Here is a 12,900-nt window from a genome sequence, read left to right as displayed (position 1 = left end):
TATTTTGAAAATACATGAGTGCCTTACATCAATTTCATTAGTGGGAATTCGTTGTTTTCCTTATTATTATGTCAAAAAAACTTTTCTTTGTCATTTTTCAAGCTAAAGAGGAAATATTAACTGTATTAGGAGGTGAATGGATTGTCGAAACAAAAAGCAAACCATGTGATACCAGGTGCAAATGCAGCCAAAGCCCAAGGAATGGGCGCCGGCTTTAATGAAGAAATGGCGAATGAACCGTTAACAGTTAAAGAAAGAATGAACAACAAAAAACGGAAGAAAAATCAATAAGAAAACGGAAGCGCCCGTTTAGCGAAGTACACTAGCCGCTGAGCACTGGAGCTAGACAATAAAAAAAGCGGGTTCTCCCCGCTTTTTATCTATGGTTTGAAGTTTTTATTCGGTATGGTTTACTTCAGAAACCATACCTTGCAAATCCTGCTGAAAGCGCTCTAATTGAGCCTTTTGATGTTCTGATGCTACTTCCATTGCATTTGCAATTTGCTGGTAGGCTTCATTCACTTCATCCTTTAAATGCTTCAACTGATGGCCATAACTGGCGCTATCGCTGACAATGTCAAAAAAAAGCCCTTGGGCATTTTCATATCCTTGCTGTGCTGCTTGGAAAGCCTGTTGTTTGTCCTTATGATAAGGATATTTTTGCATGTCTCTAATCTCACTCCTTCATTTTGTTACAACTTAAATTGCACTTAAATTGCAGAAAATATTCAGTACATAAATATACAGCAACGCTGCATCCTATCCATTAGGAGGGATGAAAATGAACAAAAACGATGGGAAAGATATGCGTAAAAATGCTCCGAAGCAATCAGGTCAGCCGGAACCAATGAGCGGGTCTCACAAGGTGAAGAATCGCCAGCATACCCGCGCAAAACATAATTCGCACCATGATATGTAAGTAGAAAAGTACTTCTGGTTTATTTCGGGGATTTCATCATAATTACCGAGAAATTCAGGCATAACCCCGCAGAATTTTCTCATAATCCCGCGAGATTTATAATTTATCCCGCGAGCTTATCCTCAAGGTATGAAGTACCGTTATACCGGCATATTCTTATAAAAAAAGGCTGACTCTTATAAGTCAGCCTTTACCTTAACCAATGCTTCAATCAATAACTGTTCTTCTTCTGTTGAAACCGTCCTTAAATCAATAAGAACTTCATCTTTTTGGATCCGGGCAATTATTGCAGGTTTGGAACCTGTTCGCAGCTTTCTTCCAAGTTGTTCAGCAGTCAAAGTCCGATGTTTTAACGCAACAACCATCGTTGGCAACTCGACATCCGGCATTGTTCCGCCACCTACCTGACTTGTAGACCGCAAGATTTTTGACTGATAATTTCTTGTCTGTTGTAATAAGTTTGTAACAAAAAATTGGGATCTATCGTCTATTTCATTAACAGAAACAAGAAGATCACGAATTGTCGGGATATTTCGAAGCCCTTTTTCTCCCTTTGCATAATCAATTAATGTTCCCTCAAGGGCCGCTAAGGTCATTTTATCAACCCGAACAACTCTGGCTAGCTGATGTTTTTTTAAGCGATCAATGATTTCTTTTTTTCCAGCGATAATTCCAGCCTGTGGACCGCCAAGAAGCTTATCTCCACTAAAGGTAACAAGATCCACACCCATCTCAATTACCTCTTTTACAACCGGTTCATCCCCAATACCATGTTTTCTAAAGTCAAACAGTGCGCCGCTTCCAAGGTCTTCATAAAAAATAACATCTTTCAACCCTTTGGTAAAAGTAACTAAATCTGATGTCTCTACTGTCTTCGTAAAACCAACAACTTTAAAATTACTTGTATGTACCTTCATAACAATTGCCGTTTCAGAAGTCACTGCTTTTTCATAATCATAAAGGTGGGTCTTATTCGTTGTCCCTACTTCCACTAGTTTTGCACCGCTCTCCTCCATGATGGACGAAATGCGAAAAGAACCACCGATTTCAACAAGCTGTCCTCTTGAAACGATAACTTCTTTATTTTCAGCGAGTGCTCTTAAAACAAGATAAACAGCTGCAGCATTATTGTTTACCACCATAGCGGCTTCTGCACCCGTTATTTCTTTAAGGAGTGCTTCTACATGGCTGTGTCTAGAGCCGCGTTCACCTTCTAGGAGATTGTATTCAAGATTTGAATAATTGCGAGCGGTTTCAACAACATGCTCAATCGCATGATCGCTTAATCTTGCCCTTCCCAGATTTGTATGTAAAATAGTGCCGGTCGCATTGATTACTTTTTCCAATGTATAGGAAAATTGCTGCTGCATCTTGCCCTCAAGTATTCCAAATACATCTTCCATAAACAGGTTTGTTCCTGGTCTGGCACCTGACCAGTTATCGGTTATGATTGAATTTCTTATCTGATCTATTACTTCTTTTAACAGTTTGGTTAATTGGGTAATATCCAGGTGACTCTCTTCAAGGAGAGTGATAAACTTGCCATGATTTTGCAGTTCATGGACAGCCGGAATTGAGCGCAGCCATTCTTTCACCATAAAAACTCCTTTATATTCTATCTTGTCCCATTATATCATTTTTCACGTTTTCAAACTGTTTGAATAAAATAAACAAGCAAGGGAGGGTTGAAAATGAAGCCTAAGAAGGATGAGCATTATGTTGATTATGACCAGGTAGAAATGTGGCTAAAGAATTATTTCCTTGACCCACTGACTTCATACTTTGACCAGACCCAATTTCGAATCGATTTGTACGAGACGGAGAAGGAATGGATTGTCGAAGCCATTTTAAGTGATTTTGAATCATCGGAAATTACGGTTTTTATAGAAGACAAAAGGCTAATTATTTCAGCTTTAAAACATTCCTCTCCCAAAAATCAAAAACGCAGTCGTGTAATTGACTTCCCTTTTCAGATCAATAAACAGAAAGTTACTGCAGTATTTACAAATGGGATTTTAGAGGTTCAAATTTCAAAGACAGAATTGGAATCCGGAAAAAATCGATATATTGCCCTTCCTTAAGTCTTTACAAGACTTAATTTTTTTATATAGAGTTTACATAATTTTATTATTGACAATAAAACACCTCATTTCTTTTACAGAAATGAGGCTTCTTTTTAAATGGACTCCATTTTTTTAATTATTTCATCAGTATCAGGAAAAATACCTGTATCCAGTTTCGAGTAAATCTTTACCCCATTGACGGTTACTTCAAAAGCTCCACCGGAACTAGGGATTAGTTCCATTTTTTCAATGTTTCGGAAAAAATGGTTAAACAGTTCTTCCGCGAAACTCGCGGCTTTCGGTGCATAGTTTCATTGCATGCAAAATTCGACATTCACATGGTATTTTTTCATTTTTTGACCTCCTAAAAACAATCTATCTATAGTGTTAAAGCAAATTAATTTTAAAACATTCCCTATTCTTCCGCAAATGTTCCGCCTCTATTAGTGCGGTTTTAAAATGAAAGAGTTATACTAAAAAAATGGAGGTGGACCTGATGAGTGAACAAGAAAAAATTCGCCTAACCTCTTTATCAACTAAAGCTGGTTGAGGCTGCAAGATCGGTCCTGAGGACCTGGCGCAAGTTTTGCGCTTATTACCAAAACAAGACCCTGTACCGGAATTGCTGGTTGGTCATGAAACATCTGATGATGCCGGTGTGTATCGCCTTACTGACTCTATAGCGCTAATACAGACGTTAGATTATTTCACACCTATCGTGGATGATCCATATATGTTTGGACAAATTGCGGCAGCAAATGCCTTAAGTGACGTTTACGCAATGGGCGGTGTACCTAAAACCGTAATGAACATTGTCGGTTACCCGATTAAAAAGCTTGGTGCTGACATGCTTTCTGACATACTCCGCGGTGCCGCAGATAAAGTGAAAGAAGCCGGTGCGATTACAGTCGGTGGTCATTCAATTGATGATCAAGAACCAAAGTTCGGCCTTTCTGTCACGGGTATTGTACACCCAAAAAAGGTTTGGAAAAATGTTGGTGCTATGCCGGGTGATGTTCTTGTGTTGACAAAGCCAATCGGGGTCGGCATTTTGACGACCGGGATAAAAAGAAACGCCGTAACATCGCAGCAGGAACAAATCGTAACAGAAACAATGGCTATGCTGAATAAAACAGCTGCAGAGATTTTAACGGGCTTTGACCCTCATGCGGTTACGGACGTTACCGGCTTTGGACTTTTAGGCCATAGCAGTGAAATGGCACGTGGCAGTAATGTTAGTTTTGAAATATCGTTCTCACAAGTACCTTACCTTGAAGGAGCCATCGAATTAGCAAGAAGCGGCGTTGTTCCAGGGGGATCAAAATCCAATCATACATGGTTAAGTGATGATGTCAGTTACGAGGATATCCTTCCTGAAGAACAACTAGTCCTATGTGATGCTATTACCTCAGGTGGTCTTCTTGTTTCTTTAAGTGAAGAGGATGCGAACAAATGTATTGATGAACTCAAAAGCAGTGGATTAGTCCATGCATCGATTATTGGATTGGTAACGGTAAAAAAAGATAAGCTTATTTATGTAAATAGATAACAGCGAAGCATGGTTCCTTCGCTGTTTTTTTAGTTTAGGCTCTTTTCGTAAACTTTGTTGCTTTTGAAGCTTAATAAAGTTCATTTACTAAGTTTCCAGGCAATTTTCGCAAATGTTCATACGAAAAGATGCCACGAAGCTTTTAATTATACGGGTTGATAAACTTATACGAAAAACAACAATCTTTGCGAAAATAGCCTTAGTTTAAAAATCACACTAAACTCTCAAGATGATCATTAATAATGCGGCGATGACTGCAATCACACTGCTGGTACTAAATGCTGCTAATGGGCCGTATGTCTGCCATAATAATCCTGCTAAAATGCTCGCCGGCAATGCCGCCAGCCCAGTCATGGCATTGAAGGTTCCCATTGCGATTCCCCTTTGCCTCTCATCGACAATATCAGCAATATAAGCTTTTTGAATCCCTTCTGTAAAAGCATAATAAAGGCCATATAAAACAAATAAAACCCACATCCATGAGATGGTGTTGGTAATTCCGAATCCAAAATAAATGGCTGCAAAAATAAAAAATCCTGAAATGAGGACAGGACGGCGGCCAATCCGATCTGATAACACCCCGATAGGCATCGAAAAGAGACTGCTGCTTAGATTAAGTGCAAAAAATGCAAGTGGAATAAGAGCGGGGCCCATCCCAATGTTCTGTGCCCTTAAAGCTAAAAAGGCGTCAGAAAAATTGCCGATTGTAAACAGAGTAGCTATTACTGAAAATAAAATAAAGCGGCGATTTAAATTTTTAAAGCCGAGTTTCGGAAGGCTTGCCTGAAGGATAGTTTCGCTTCGATTCTTTTCTTTTAAAAAAAAGATGATGAGCAAAACAGCAAGGACCCCTGGAACCACTGACAACCAAAAAACAAGCCGGTAATTTCCTTGGTAAACCGCAAGTATTCCAAAAGCAGTTAGTGGACCAAGAGCTGCACCAAGGGCATCCATGGCCCGGCGAAACCCAAAGGCTTTGCCGCGTTCCTCTTTCGATGTGGAATTTGCAACAAGTACATCACGGGGTGAGGTCCTTATTCCTTTACCAAATCTGTCGGAAAAACGAATGATTAGAACTTGGCTCCAAGAAGCACTTAATGCGAAAAATGGCTTTGTTAAATTGGAAAGACCGTAGCCAATTAACATAAGAAGTTTATATTTCCCAAGGCGGTCCGTGATCCAGCCGGAAAATAATTTTAAAATGCTAGCTGTACTCTCTGCTATACCTTCAATGATACCGATTGAGCCCACTGATACATGTAAAACTGTCGTTAGATAGAGTGGCAGAATCGGAATGATCATATTACTTGAAAGGTCTGTAAACAAACTGACAAACCCCAGTACAAGAATAACAGGATTCAATCTAAATAAGCTTTTTTTAGACATTCCTGCAGGAGAATCCATTGTATCACCCCTTGTTTTTGATCTTTACTTTTATATATCTACAAATTTGAAAGGGAAATCCCCAATTTTTTAACTATATCAACAAATTTCAAACGGATATCAACTAATTTCAACCGAGATATCGACAAATTGCAATTAAGTGGGCGCTGCACTTAAAAAATCCGGAAGAACAAAAGGCGCTGGAGCTGGATTCAGATACTTTTTCAAGTTATCCAAACCAAATTATTTTATAGTTTCCTAAAAGATAAAAAATTCCCGAACCCAATTCCGGTCCGGGATTCACTCACTTATAGTTTATGCTGTAATTTTTTAATCATGTCCTTCGTCATTTTAGCTAGAGTATACTCTGTTTTAAAGCCCCACTCTTCTTTTGCTGCAGTAGCATCAATTGAATTTGGCCAGCTATCAGCAATTTGCTGGCGGACAGGGTCCACATCGTAAGTCATTTCAAAGCCTGGAATTTGCTTGGCGATTTCGGCAGCAATTTCTTCCGGATCAAAGCTCATTGCTGTTACATTGAAAGCATTCCTGTGAATTAATTTAGCCGGGTCTGCTTCCATTAGATCAACGATTGCATTCAAAGCATCAGGCATATACATCATGTCCATGTAAGTGCCTTTATCAATATAGGAGGTATATTTGCCATTTTTAACTGCTTCATAGTAGATTTCTACTGCATAGTCCGTTGTTCCGCCACCTGGAAGAGCTACGTATGAAATTAACCCCGGGAAACGTAAGCCGCGTGTGTCGACACCAAACTTTTGGAAATAGTAATCGGATAATAACTCGCCTGCTACCTTATTTACTCCGTACATAGTGGTTGGACGCATAATCGTATCCTGTGGTGTATGATCTTTTGGTGTTGTTGGCCCAAAAGCACCGATGGAGCTTGGCGTGAAAAATTGGGCATTAAGCTCTCTTGCGGTTTCAAGCGCATTCATCAAACCGCCCATATTTAAATTCCAGGCAAAAACGGGCTTTGCCTCCGCAGTTGCTGATAACAATGCAGCTAAATGCATTACTGTATCAACCTTATATTTTTTTGCGACTTCTATCATATTTTTTACATCAGTAACATTAACAATTTCAAAAGGGCCGCTTGTTGCTGCATCACTATCATTCATTTTAATATCAGTTGCAATGACATTATCAGAACCGTACGTTTCCCGCAATTTCATTGTTAGTTCAGATCCAATTTGCCCCAATGCTCCAGTAATTAAAATCCGTTTCATTTCTTCTCCGTCCTCTACATGTTTGCTTTTTTCTATTCTTAGATAATGCCCATTTCCTTGCCGACTTTTTCGTATATAGAAATGGCTTTATCCAGCATCTCTTTTGTATGGGCAGCTGTTGGCATATTGCGTACGCGCCCGGTACCTTGTGGAACAGTCGGGAAAACAATTGCCTTTGCATAAACGCCTTCTTCATTTAAACGTTTGCTAAATTTTTGTGTTAGGGTTTCGTCACCAATAATACAAGGAGTGATTGGTGTTTCACTGTTACCAATATTGAAGCCTAATTCTTTTAAGCCCTTTTTAAGGTAATTGCCATTTTCCCAGAGTTTTTGGTTAAGTTCCGTGCTTTCCATTAAAATTTCAATTGATTTTTTACTTGCTGCTACGTCTGCAGGTGTAAGAGAAGTGGAAAATAAGAACGGACGGCTGCGAACTTTCAACCAGTCAATTAAGTTCTTTTTCCCGGCAACATAACCGCCAACAACACCAATAGCCTTTGATAAGGTACCAATTTGGAAATCAATTTTATCGGATAGACCAAAATGCTTAACAGTCCCTGCACCATCGCCGAGAACCCCTGAGCCATGGGCATCGTCTACATATGTAATCAGATCGAATTCCTCAGCAATTTTTACGATCTCCGGTAATAAAGCAACGTCCCCATCCATTGAGAACACACCGTCGGTAATCACCATGATTTTATTATATTGACCGGATTCCTTAGCTTCTTTAGCTTTTGCACGTAGATCTTCCATATCGGAATGATTTACTCGGATAATTTTTGCTTTTGAAAGGCGGCAGCCATCGATGATCGATGCATGGTTTAATTCGTCCGATAAAATGGCATCATTTTTGTCCATAACAGCGGAAATTGCCGCCATATTACAATTAAAGCCGGATTGGTAAGCAATAGCTGCTTCAGTATGCTTAAATTCAGCTAATTTTTCTTCTAATTCAACATGGAGTTTTAATGTTCCATTGATGGTACGAACAGCACCTGCGCCAACGCCATACTTTTCAATCGCTTCTGTAGCAGCTTTTTTCAATCGTTCATCGGTTGCTAATCCTAGATAATTGTTGGAAGAAAGATTGACCAATTCTTTTCCATTAATGGTGATCATAGGACCATTCGGGCTTTCAAGCGGGTCAATGACATTATAAAGACCTTTACTTTTAAGTGTATCAAGGTTTTCATTTAAAAATTGCTCTAAAATATGACTAGACAAATCCAATTCCCCCTCATTTATCGTGAACCTCAATGTGTCACTATCTAGAAAACAATTGTCCGTTGTGAGCGGACATATAAATCCTTGTTAATTACCATTTCAAAAGGATTTCTGTATTATACTTTATCACATTTTTTGAAAATTGTTCATACCTAGAGGACATAAGTTGAAAAAATTTTTTCTGCCTTTATTAGAATAACCAAATTAAAATAAGGATATTTTCAAATTGATTTCGTGGTGTATTATCAGAAAAATTTCAAAAATAGAATAACTTATCAAAAAGGAAAAAGACGGTATAATAGATTCATTACTAATCGGATTAATAGAAAGGATGTCGCACCGTGTCATTTTTGTATTCCCTGTTATATACGGTCATTATAGGCGGCGTTTTTGTATACTTGTTTATTTTCGCTTACGATTTTTTATATGGAGAGAAAAAGGAAAAACAAGAGCGTAAAATCTATAAGCATTTTCGTAAAGAAACGATAAAAAAAATCGATTTGCTTGAGCATCAACCTCGCAAATTCACTTTATATAAAGTGGAAACAAACAATGGAACAAAAAAGGTAAAATTAAAGCCTGGTTATAAGGTTGTCAATATTGTTAAAAAGAAGAGTAAATAAAAAACCTATCCTGACATTGGATAGGTTTTTTGTATAAATTTTTCTATATTCCCTTCAGCCGTGAGGTTTGGCTGGTTGGCAATAACTCCGGTAACATGTCCGTTTAAATGAGCAACCGAAGTAATAAGAGCTTTTTCCGAACTTACTTCACATTGGAAGCCTTTTCAAAAATATATGCCTGTCTACTTCATGTTATACAAATGCTTAATTAACTTTTAACAAATTTAACTTATCCGCTTTACTATTAATAGATTGTAAAGCTTCCCGGTACTCAATTTCTAAACGGGCAACAATTTCAGCTGTTGTTTCAATTCTATCAATAGCTCCGACGCCATGACCGGCGGACCAAATATCGCGCCATGCTTTTGTCCTAGCTCCCCTTTGCATTTGATCAAAATCTACTTTGTCTTTCTTCACCAATTGATCCGGATCAAGACCGGCATTGATGATACTCGGCTTCAGCATATTTGCTTTTACACCGGAGAATGCATCCGTAAGAATGATATCCTCCTGTGTGGCCTCTACTAGCATTTTGCGATAGTCGTCATGAGCCATACTTTCCGTTGCAACTATGAATCTTGTACCCATATAGGCAAGGTCGGCACCGGCTGCTTGGGCGGCTAAAATGCCTTTCCCTGTTGAAATTGCGCCGGCAAGTATAATAATGCCATCCCAGAAAGTGCGTACCATATCGACAAAAGCGAAGCCATTAATTTGTCCTGCGTGACCACCGGCACCGCTGGCAACTAAAATTAAGCCATCAACTCCTGCTTCCGCAGCTTTCTTTGCAAATTTTAAATCGCTAACATCGGAAAAGACCAGACCGCCATATTGATGAACAATCTCTACCACTTGTTTCGGACTGCCTAATGAAGTGATTACGAGCTGCGGCTTATGCTTTTGGATCAAATCAAGTTCGTTCTGAAGGCGGCTGTAAGAGCTATGAACTACCATATTCATTGCCCAAGGAGCTATTTTTTGATTTGGTTCTTTTGAACGGGCAGCTTCTAGCTCTTCATTTAATTGCCCCATCCAACTGTCAAGTACTTCAATTGGCCGGGCATTTGGGGCTGGAAATGAACCGATTACTCCATTTAAGCAACAATTTTTTACTAACTCCGGACCGGAAACTAAGAACATTGGCGCCGAAATCACAGGTAGTTTCAATTGATTCCACCAGTGATCAGGAATCGTTTTTTTCATTTAGCTCACCCTTATTTTAGAATTTTCTGAACAAGAACTTCACTTTAATAGTACCTTAAACTGAATGGTTATTCAATCTTTGAGTAATCGCAAATAATCTATTCTTTTCAAACGCTTCCAAAACACGAACGATATAAAAATTTTTTAAATTATTATTCGTTTTTTTATGAAAAAAGGGTTGAATTCCCTTTTTACCATGCTATAATGTGAATAAATTCATAAGGTTTCACTCATATAATCGCAGGGATATGGCCTGCAAGTTTCTACCGGATTGCCGTAAACAATCTGACTATGAGTGGGTAATGAGAATAACGCTGCATTTTTCCGGCGTACTTCTTTTTATTCCTTTCGGACAAAAAAGCCCAAAGGTCATTACCTCACTCAATTTTTGACGTGAGGAATGTCTTTGGGCTTTTTACTTTTATAAGGGGGAAATACAAACATGAGATTACTAGAGGAAAAAATCAAGAAGGATGGTAAGGTCATTTCAAAGGATGTTTTAAAAGTGGATTCATTTTTGAATCACCAAATTGATCCTGAGCTAATGCTTGAGATTGGTAAAGAGTTTGCCAAATTATTTGCCTCTGAAGAAATTACAAAAATCGTCACGATTGAATCTTCAGGAATTGCTCCCGCTGTAATGGCCGGTTTGCATATGAATGTTCCGGTAATTTTTGCAAGAAAGAGAAAATCGTTAACCCTTTACGAAAGCTTACTCACAACAACCGTCCATTCATATACCAAAAAAGAGACAAACGACATTTCCATTTCAAAAAAATATTTAGATGAAAACGATAAGATCCTCATTATCGATGATTTTCTTGCTAATGGCGAGGCGGCACTTGGTTTAGTGGATTTGGTACAACAGGCAAATGCAAAGGTAGCAGGGATTGGCATTGTGATTGAAAAGTCCTTCCAGCCAGGTGCGCAGAAATTGAAAGACCTTGGTTTAAGACTTGAATCCTTAGCAAGAATTGAATCCCTATCCAATGGTGCAGTCATATTTATCAATGAAAAAGTGGAGGAATTAATTTAATGAAACGGAATCCTATTAAAGTAGCCTCTTTAGGAATTCAGCATGTGTTAGCCATGTATGCAGGTGCGGTAATTGTACCTTTAATTGTTGGCGGAGCACTTAAATTTCCCGGTCAACAATTAACTTATTTAGTGTCCATCGATATTTTAATGTGTGGAATCGCAACGATTTTACAGGTTTGGCAGAACCGCTTCTTTGGAATCGGGTTGCCAATTGTCCTAGGCTGCACCTTTACCGCTGTCGGCCCGATGATTGCCATCGGCGGACAATATGGAGTCTCAGCCATTTACGGTTCAATTCTTATCTCAGGTCTAGTTGTTATCCTTATTTCCCAATTTTTCGGTAAATTGATTAAGTTCTTCCCTCCTGTGGTTACTGGATCAGTTGTTACAATTATCGGTATTACACTTATCCCTGTTGCGATGAATAACATCGCCGGAGGACAAGGAAGCCCTGACTTCGGCAGCATTTCAAATATTAGCTTAGCATTCGGAACCTTGCTTTTTATCCTTCTTCTTTATCGTTTTACAAATGGATTTATTCGTTCAATTTCGATTCTTTTAGGATTAGTTGCGGGTACAATTGTTGCTTCTTTAATGGGCAAGGTGAATTTTACAGCTGTAACTGATGCATCATGGTTCCATATGGTTAGACCTTTTTATTTTGGCACACCTTCTTTTTCATTAACGCCTATTATTACAATGACACTTGTAGCAATTGTTAGTCTTGTGGAGTCAACAGGTGTTTATTTTGCTCTAAGTGATATCACAGGAAAAAAACTAACGGAAAAAGATTTAGCTAAAGGCTATCGTGCAGAAGGTCTTGCTAGTATTCTCGGTTCTTTGTTTAATTCTTTTCCGTATACCACATATTCTCAAAATGTTGGACTCGTCCAGCTCTCAGGTGTAAAAGATAAGAATGTGATCTATACCATGGGCGGGATTCTTGTGGCCCTTGGATTTATTCCTAAAATCGGTGCATTGACCACTGTTATTCCAACACCTGTTCTTGGTGGTGCAATGGTTGCTATGTTCGGCATGGTTATTGCGTACGGCATCAAAATGCTAAGTAAAGTAGAATTTGCTTCACAGGAAAATTTATTAATTATTGCTTGTTCAGTTGGTATGGGACTTGGAGTAACTGCTGTACCCAATTTGTTCGATCATCTTCCGGAAAGCATTAAGATTCTAACCAATAACGGCATTGTAGCTGGAAGCTTAACCGCCATTTTCTTAAATATTATCTTTAACGTTTTAAAGCCAACAGAGCAAAATCAAACGGAATCGCATACTAACAATCAGAGTGTTGTCTAAATAGAATTAGGATTTCAGACAGTTTACACACAAAAGGGACAGATCAACTTAATCTGCCCCTTTTTCCGTACAACTAATTAGATAATAGAAGTACCAACAATGATTAATAGGATGAACAATACAACGATTAAAACAAATGTAGAACCGCCGCCAAATCCGTAGCCGTAGCCTCCGTAGCCTCCATATCCCCAGCACATATTTACCACCACCTATCGGAATTACTAAAGAAAGAATACTTTCCTCTATTTATATATATTTCTTAGGACAAGAATCGATTGGACAATCATCATAGTTTTAATAAAATCAGCAATTTACTTATAAATATTGCT

Annotated in this window: 15 protein-coding genes and 1 riboswitch; of the genes, 7 read left to right on the top strand and 8 right to left on the bottom strand. The window is 38.6% G+C overall.

All coding sequences use genetic code 11. The features are described from left to right. Positions 1-141: 141 nt before the first annotated feature. Complete coding sequence (gene sspO, locus AC3ANV_RS12940) at positions 142-291, top strand: small acid-soluble spore protein SspO (protein ID WP_488313977.1); 150 nt, start codon at positions 142-144, stop codon at positions 289-291. Positions 292-396: 105 nt separating this feature from the next. Here the strand turns inward: sspO and AC3ANV_RS12935 are convergent, their stop codons facing one another. Then, entirely contained in the window at positions 397-666 is a 270-nt protein-coding gene (locus AC3ANV_RS12935) for a hypothetical protein (RefSeq protein WP_488313976.1), read from the bottom strand. Between the two features lie 115 nt (positions 667-781). Between AC3ANV_RS12935 and AC3ANV_RS12930 the strand changes: the two genes are divergently transcribed. Further along, positions 782-919: a small acid-soluble spore protein P gene (locus tag AC3ANV_RS12930; RefSeq protein ID WP_307409505.1), complete on the top strand. Its 138-nt coding sequence runs from the start codon at positions 782-784 to the stop codon at positions 917-919. 176 nt (positions 920-1,095) lie between these two features. On the opposite strand, the gene selA is transcribed toward AC3ANV_RS12930, so the two are convergent. Beyond that, on the bottom strand, positions 1,096-2,514 hold the full coding sequence (gene selA, locus AC3ANV_RS12925; protein ID WP_488314206.1) for an L-seryl-tRNA(Sec) selenium transferase: 1,419 nt from the start codon (positions 2,512-2,514) through the stop codon (positions 1,096-1,098). Between the two features lie 96 nt (positions 2,515-2,610). On the opposite strand from selA, the gene AC3ANV_RS12920 reads away from it, so the two are divergent. Further along, positions 2,611-3,000, top strand: a complete 390-nt coding sequence (locus AC3ANV_RS12920) for an Hsp20/alpha crystallin family protein (protein WP_488313975.1) — start codon at positions 2,611-2,613, stop codon at positions 2,998-3,000. A gap of 95 nt (positions 3,001-3,095) precedes the next feature. Here AC3ANV_RS12920 and AC3ANV_RS12915 read toward each other — a convergent pair whose 3' ends face one another. After that, the gene (locus AC3ANV_RS12915; protein WP_488313974.1) at positions 3,096-3,335 is read right to left on the bottom strand and encodes an Rdx family protein; all 240 of its coding nucleotides are present in this window, start codon (positions 3,333-3,335) and stop codon (positions 3,096-3,098) included. Between the two features lie 143 nt (positions 3,336-3,478). On the opposite strand from AC3ANV_RS12915, the gene selD reads away from it, so the two are divergent. Continuing rightward, positions 3,479-4,531 carry a selenide, water dikinase SelD gene (gene selD / locus AC3ANV_RS12910; protein WP_488313973.1) on the top strand — a complete coding sequence of 351 codons (1,053 nt, stop codon included), beginning with the start codon at positions 3,479-3,481 and terminating at the stop codon, positions 4,529-4,531. Positions 4,532-4,747: 216 nt separating this feature from the next. On the opposite strand, the gene AC3ANV_RS12905 is transcribed toward selD, so the two are convergent. The 3 genes from AC3ANV_RS12905 to AC3ANV_RS12895 form a co-directional block, all read right to left on the bottom strand. Continuing rightward, on the bottom strand, positions 4,748-5,935 hold the full coding sequence (locus AC3ANV_RS12905) for an MFS transporter (protein ID WP_488313972.1): 1,188 nt from the start codon (positions 5,933-5,935) through the stop codon (positions 4,748-4,750). A 287-nt stretch (positions 5,936-6,222) separates the two neighbouring features. After that, positions 6,223-7,167: an L-threonine 3-dehydrogenase gene (locus tag AC3ANV_RS12900; protein WP_488313971.1), complete on the bottom strand. Its 945-nt coding sequence runs from the start codon at positions 7,165-7,167 to the stop codon at positions 6,223-6,225. 38 nt (positions 7,168-7,205) lie between these two features. Then, positions 7,206-8,396: a glycine C-acetyltransferase gene (locus AC3ANV_RS12895; protein ID WP_488313970.1), complete on the bottom strand. Its 1,191-nt coding sequence runs from the start codon at positions 8,394-8,396 to the stop codon at positions 7,206-7,208. A 341-nt stretch (positions 8,397-8,737) separates the two neighbouring features. On the opposite strand from AC3ANV_RS12895, the gene AC3ANV_RS12890 reads away from it, so the two are divergent. After that, a complete protein-coding gene (locus AC3ANV_RS12890) occupies positions 8,738-9,019 on the top strand; it encodes a hypothetical protein (RefSeq protein WP_488313969.1) in 282 nt (93 codons plus the stop codon). A gap of 204 nt (positions 9,020-9,223) precedes the next feature. Here the strand turns inward: AC3ANV_RS12890 and AC3ANV_RS12885 are convergent, their stop codons facing one another. After that, positions 9,224-10,222: an NAD(P)H-dependent flavin oxidoreductase gene (locus tag AC3ANV_RS12885; RefSeq protein WP_488313968.1), complete on the bottom strand. Its 999-nt coding sequence runs from the start codon at positions 10,220-10,222 to the stop codon at positions 9,224-9,226. Positions 10,223-10,432: 210 nt separating this feature from the next. Beyond that, a riboswitch (purine riboswitch) is annotated at positions 10,433-10,534 on the top strand. Positions 10,535-10,664: 130 nt separating this feature from the next. Here AC3ANV_RS12885 and AC3ANV_RS12880 point away from each other — a divergent pair. Together AC3ANV_RS12880 and AC3ANV_RS12875 are read left to right on the top strand one after the other, a co-directional pair. After that, positions 10,665-11,258, top strand: coding sequence for a xanthine phosphoribosyltransferase (locus AC3ANV_RS12880; protein ID WP_488313967.1), 594 nt, complete (start codon positions 10,665-10,667; stop codon positions 11,256-11,258). Then, positions 11,258-12,571, top strand: coding sequence for a nucleobase:cation symporter-2 family protein (locus AC3ANV_RS12875; RefSeq protein ID WP_488313966.1), 1,314 nt, complete (start codon positions 11,258-11,260; stop codon positions 12,569-12,571). Before AC3ANV_RS12880 ends, AC3ANV_RS12875 begins: the two co-directional genes overlap by 1 nt. A gap of 77 nt (positions 12,572-12,648) precedes the next feature. On the opposite strand, the gene AC3ANV_RS12870 is transcribed toward AC3ANV_RS12875, so the two are convergent. Continuing rightward, a complete protein-coding gene (locus tag AC3ANV_RS12870; protein ID WP_488313965.1) occupies positions 12,649-12,768 on the bottom strand; it encodes a YjcZ family sporulation protein in 120 nt (39 codons plus the stop codon). Positions 12,769-12,900: the final 132 nt, after the last annotated feature.

Source organism: Neobacillus sp. DFD-2R (genome assembly GCF_057747865.1).
The sequence above is the reverse complement of the archived record's forward strand: the minus strand, read 5'-3'. Positions and strand labels throughout refer to the sequence as shown.

Excerpts from the sequence above, each read along its gene's own strand:
- AC3ANV_RS12930 (WP_307409505.1), top strand. The coding sequence starts at position 782 with ATGAACAAAAACGATGGGAAAGATATGCGTAAAAATGCTCCGAAGCAA.
- AC3ANV_RS12870 (WP_488313965.1), bottom strand. The coding sequence starts at position 12,768 with ATGTGCTGGGGATATGGAGGCTACGGAGGCTACGGCTACGGATTTGGC.
- AC3ANV_RS12880 (WP_488313967.1), top strand. The coding sequence starts at position 10,665 with ATGAGATTACTAGAGGAAAAAATCAAGAAGGATGGTAAGGTCATTTCA.
- AC3ANV_RS12935 (WP_488313976.1), bottom strand. The coding sequence starts at position 666 with ATGCAAAAATATCCTTATCATAAGGACAAACAACAGGCTTTCCAAGCA.
- AC3ANV_RS12875 (WP_488313966.1), top strand. The coding sequence starts at position 11,258 with ATGAAACGGAATCCTATTAAAGTAGCCTCTTTAGGAATTCAGCATGTG.
- AC3ANV_RS12905 (WP_488313972.1), bottom strand. The coding sequence starts at position 5,935 with ATGGATTCTCCTGCAGGAATGTCTAAAAAAAGCTTATTTAGATTGAAT.
- AC3ANV_RS12885 (WP_488313968.1), bottom strand. The coding sequence starts at position 10,222 with ATGAAAAAAACGATTCCTGATCACTGGTGGAATCAATTGAAACTACCT.
- AC3ANV_RS12920 (WP_488313975.1), top strand. The coding sequence starts at position 2,611 with ATGAAGCCTAAGAAGGATGAGCATTATGTTGATTATGACCAGGTAGAA.
- AC3ANV_RS12900 (WP_488313971.1), bottom strand. The coding sequence starts at position 7,167 with ATGAAACGGATTTTAATTACTGGAGCATTGGGGCAAATTGGATCTGAA.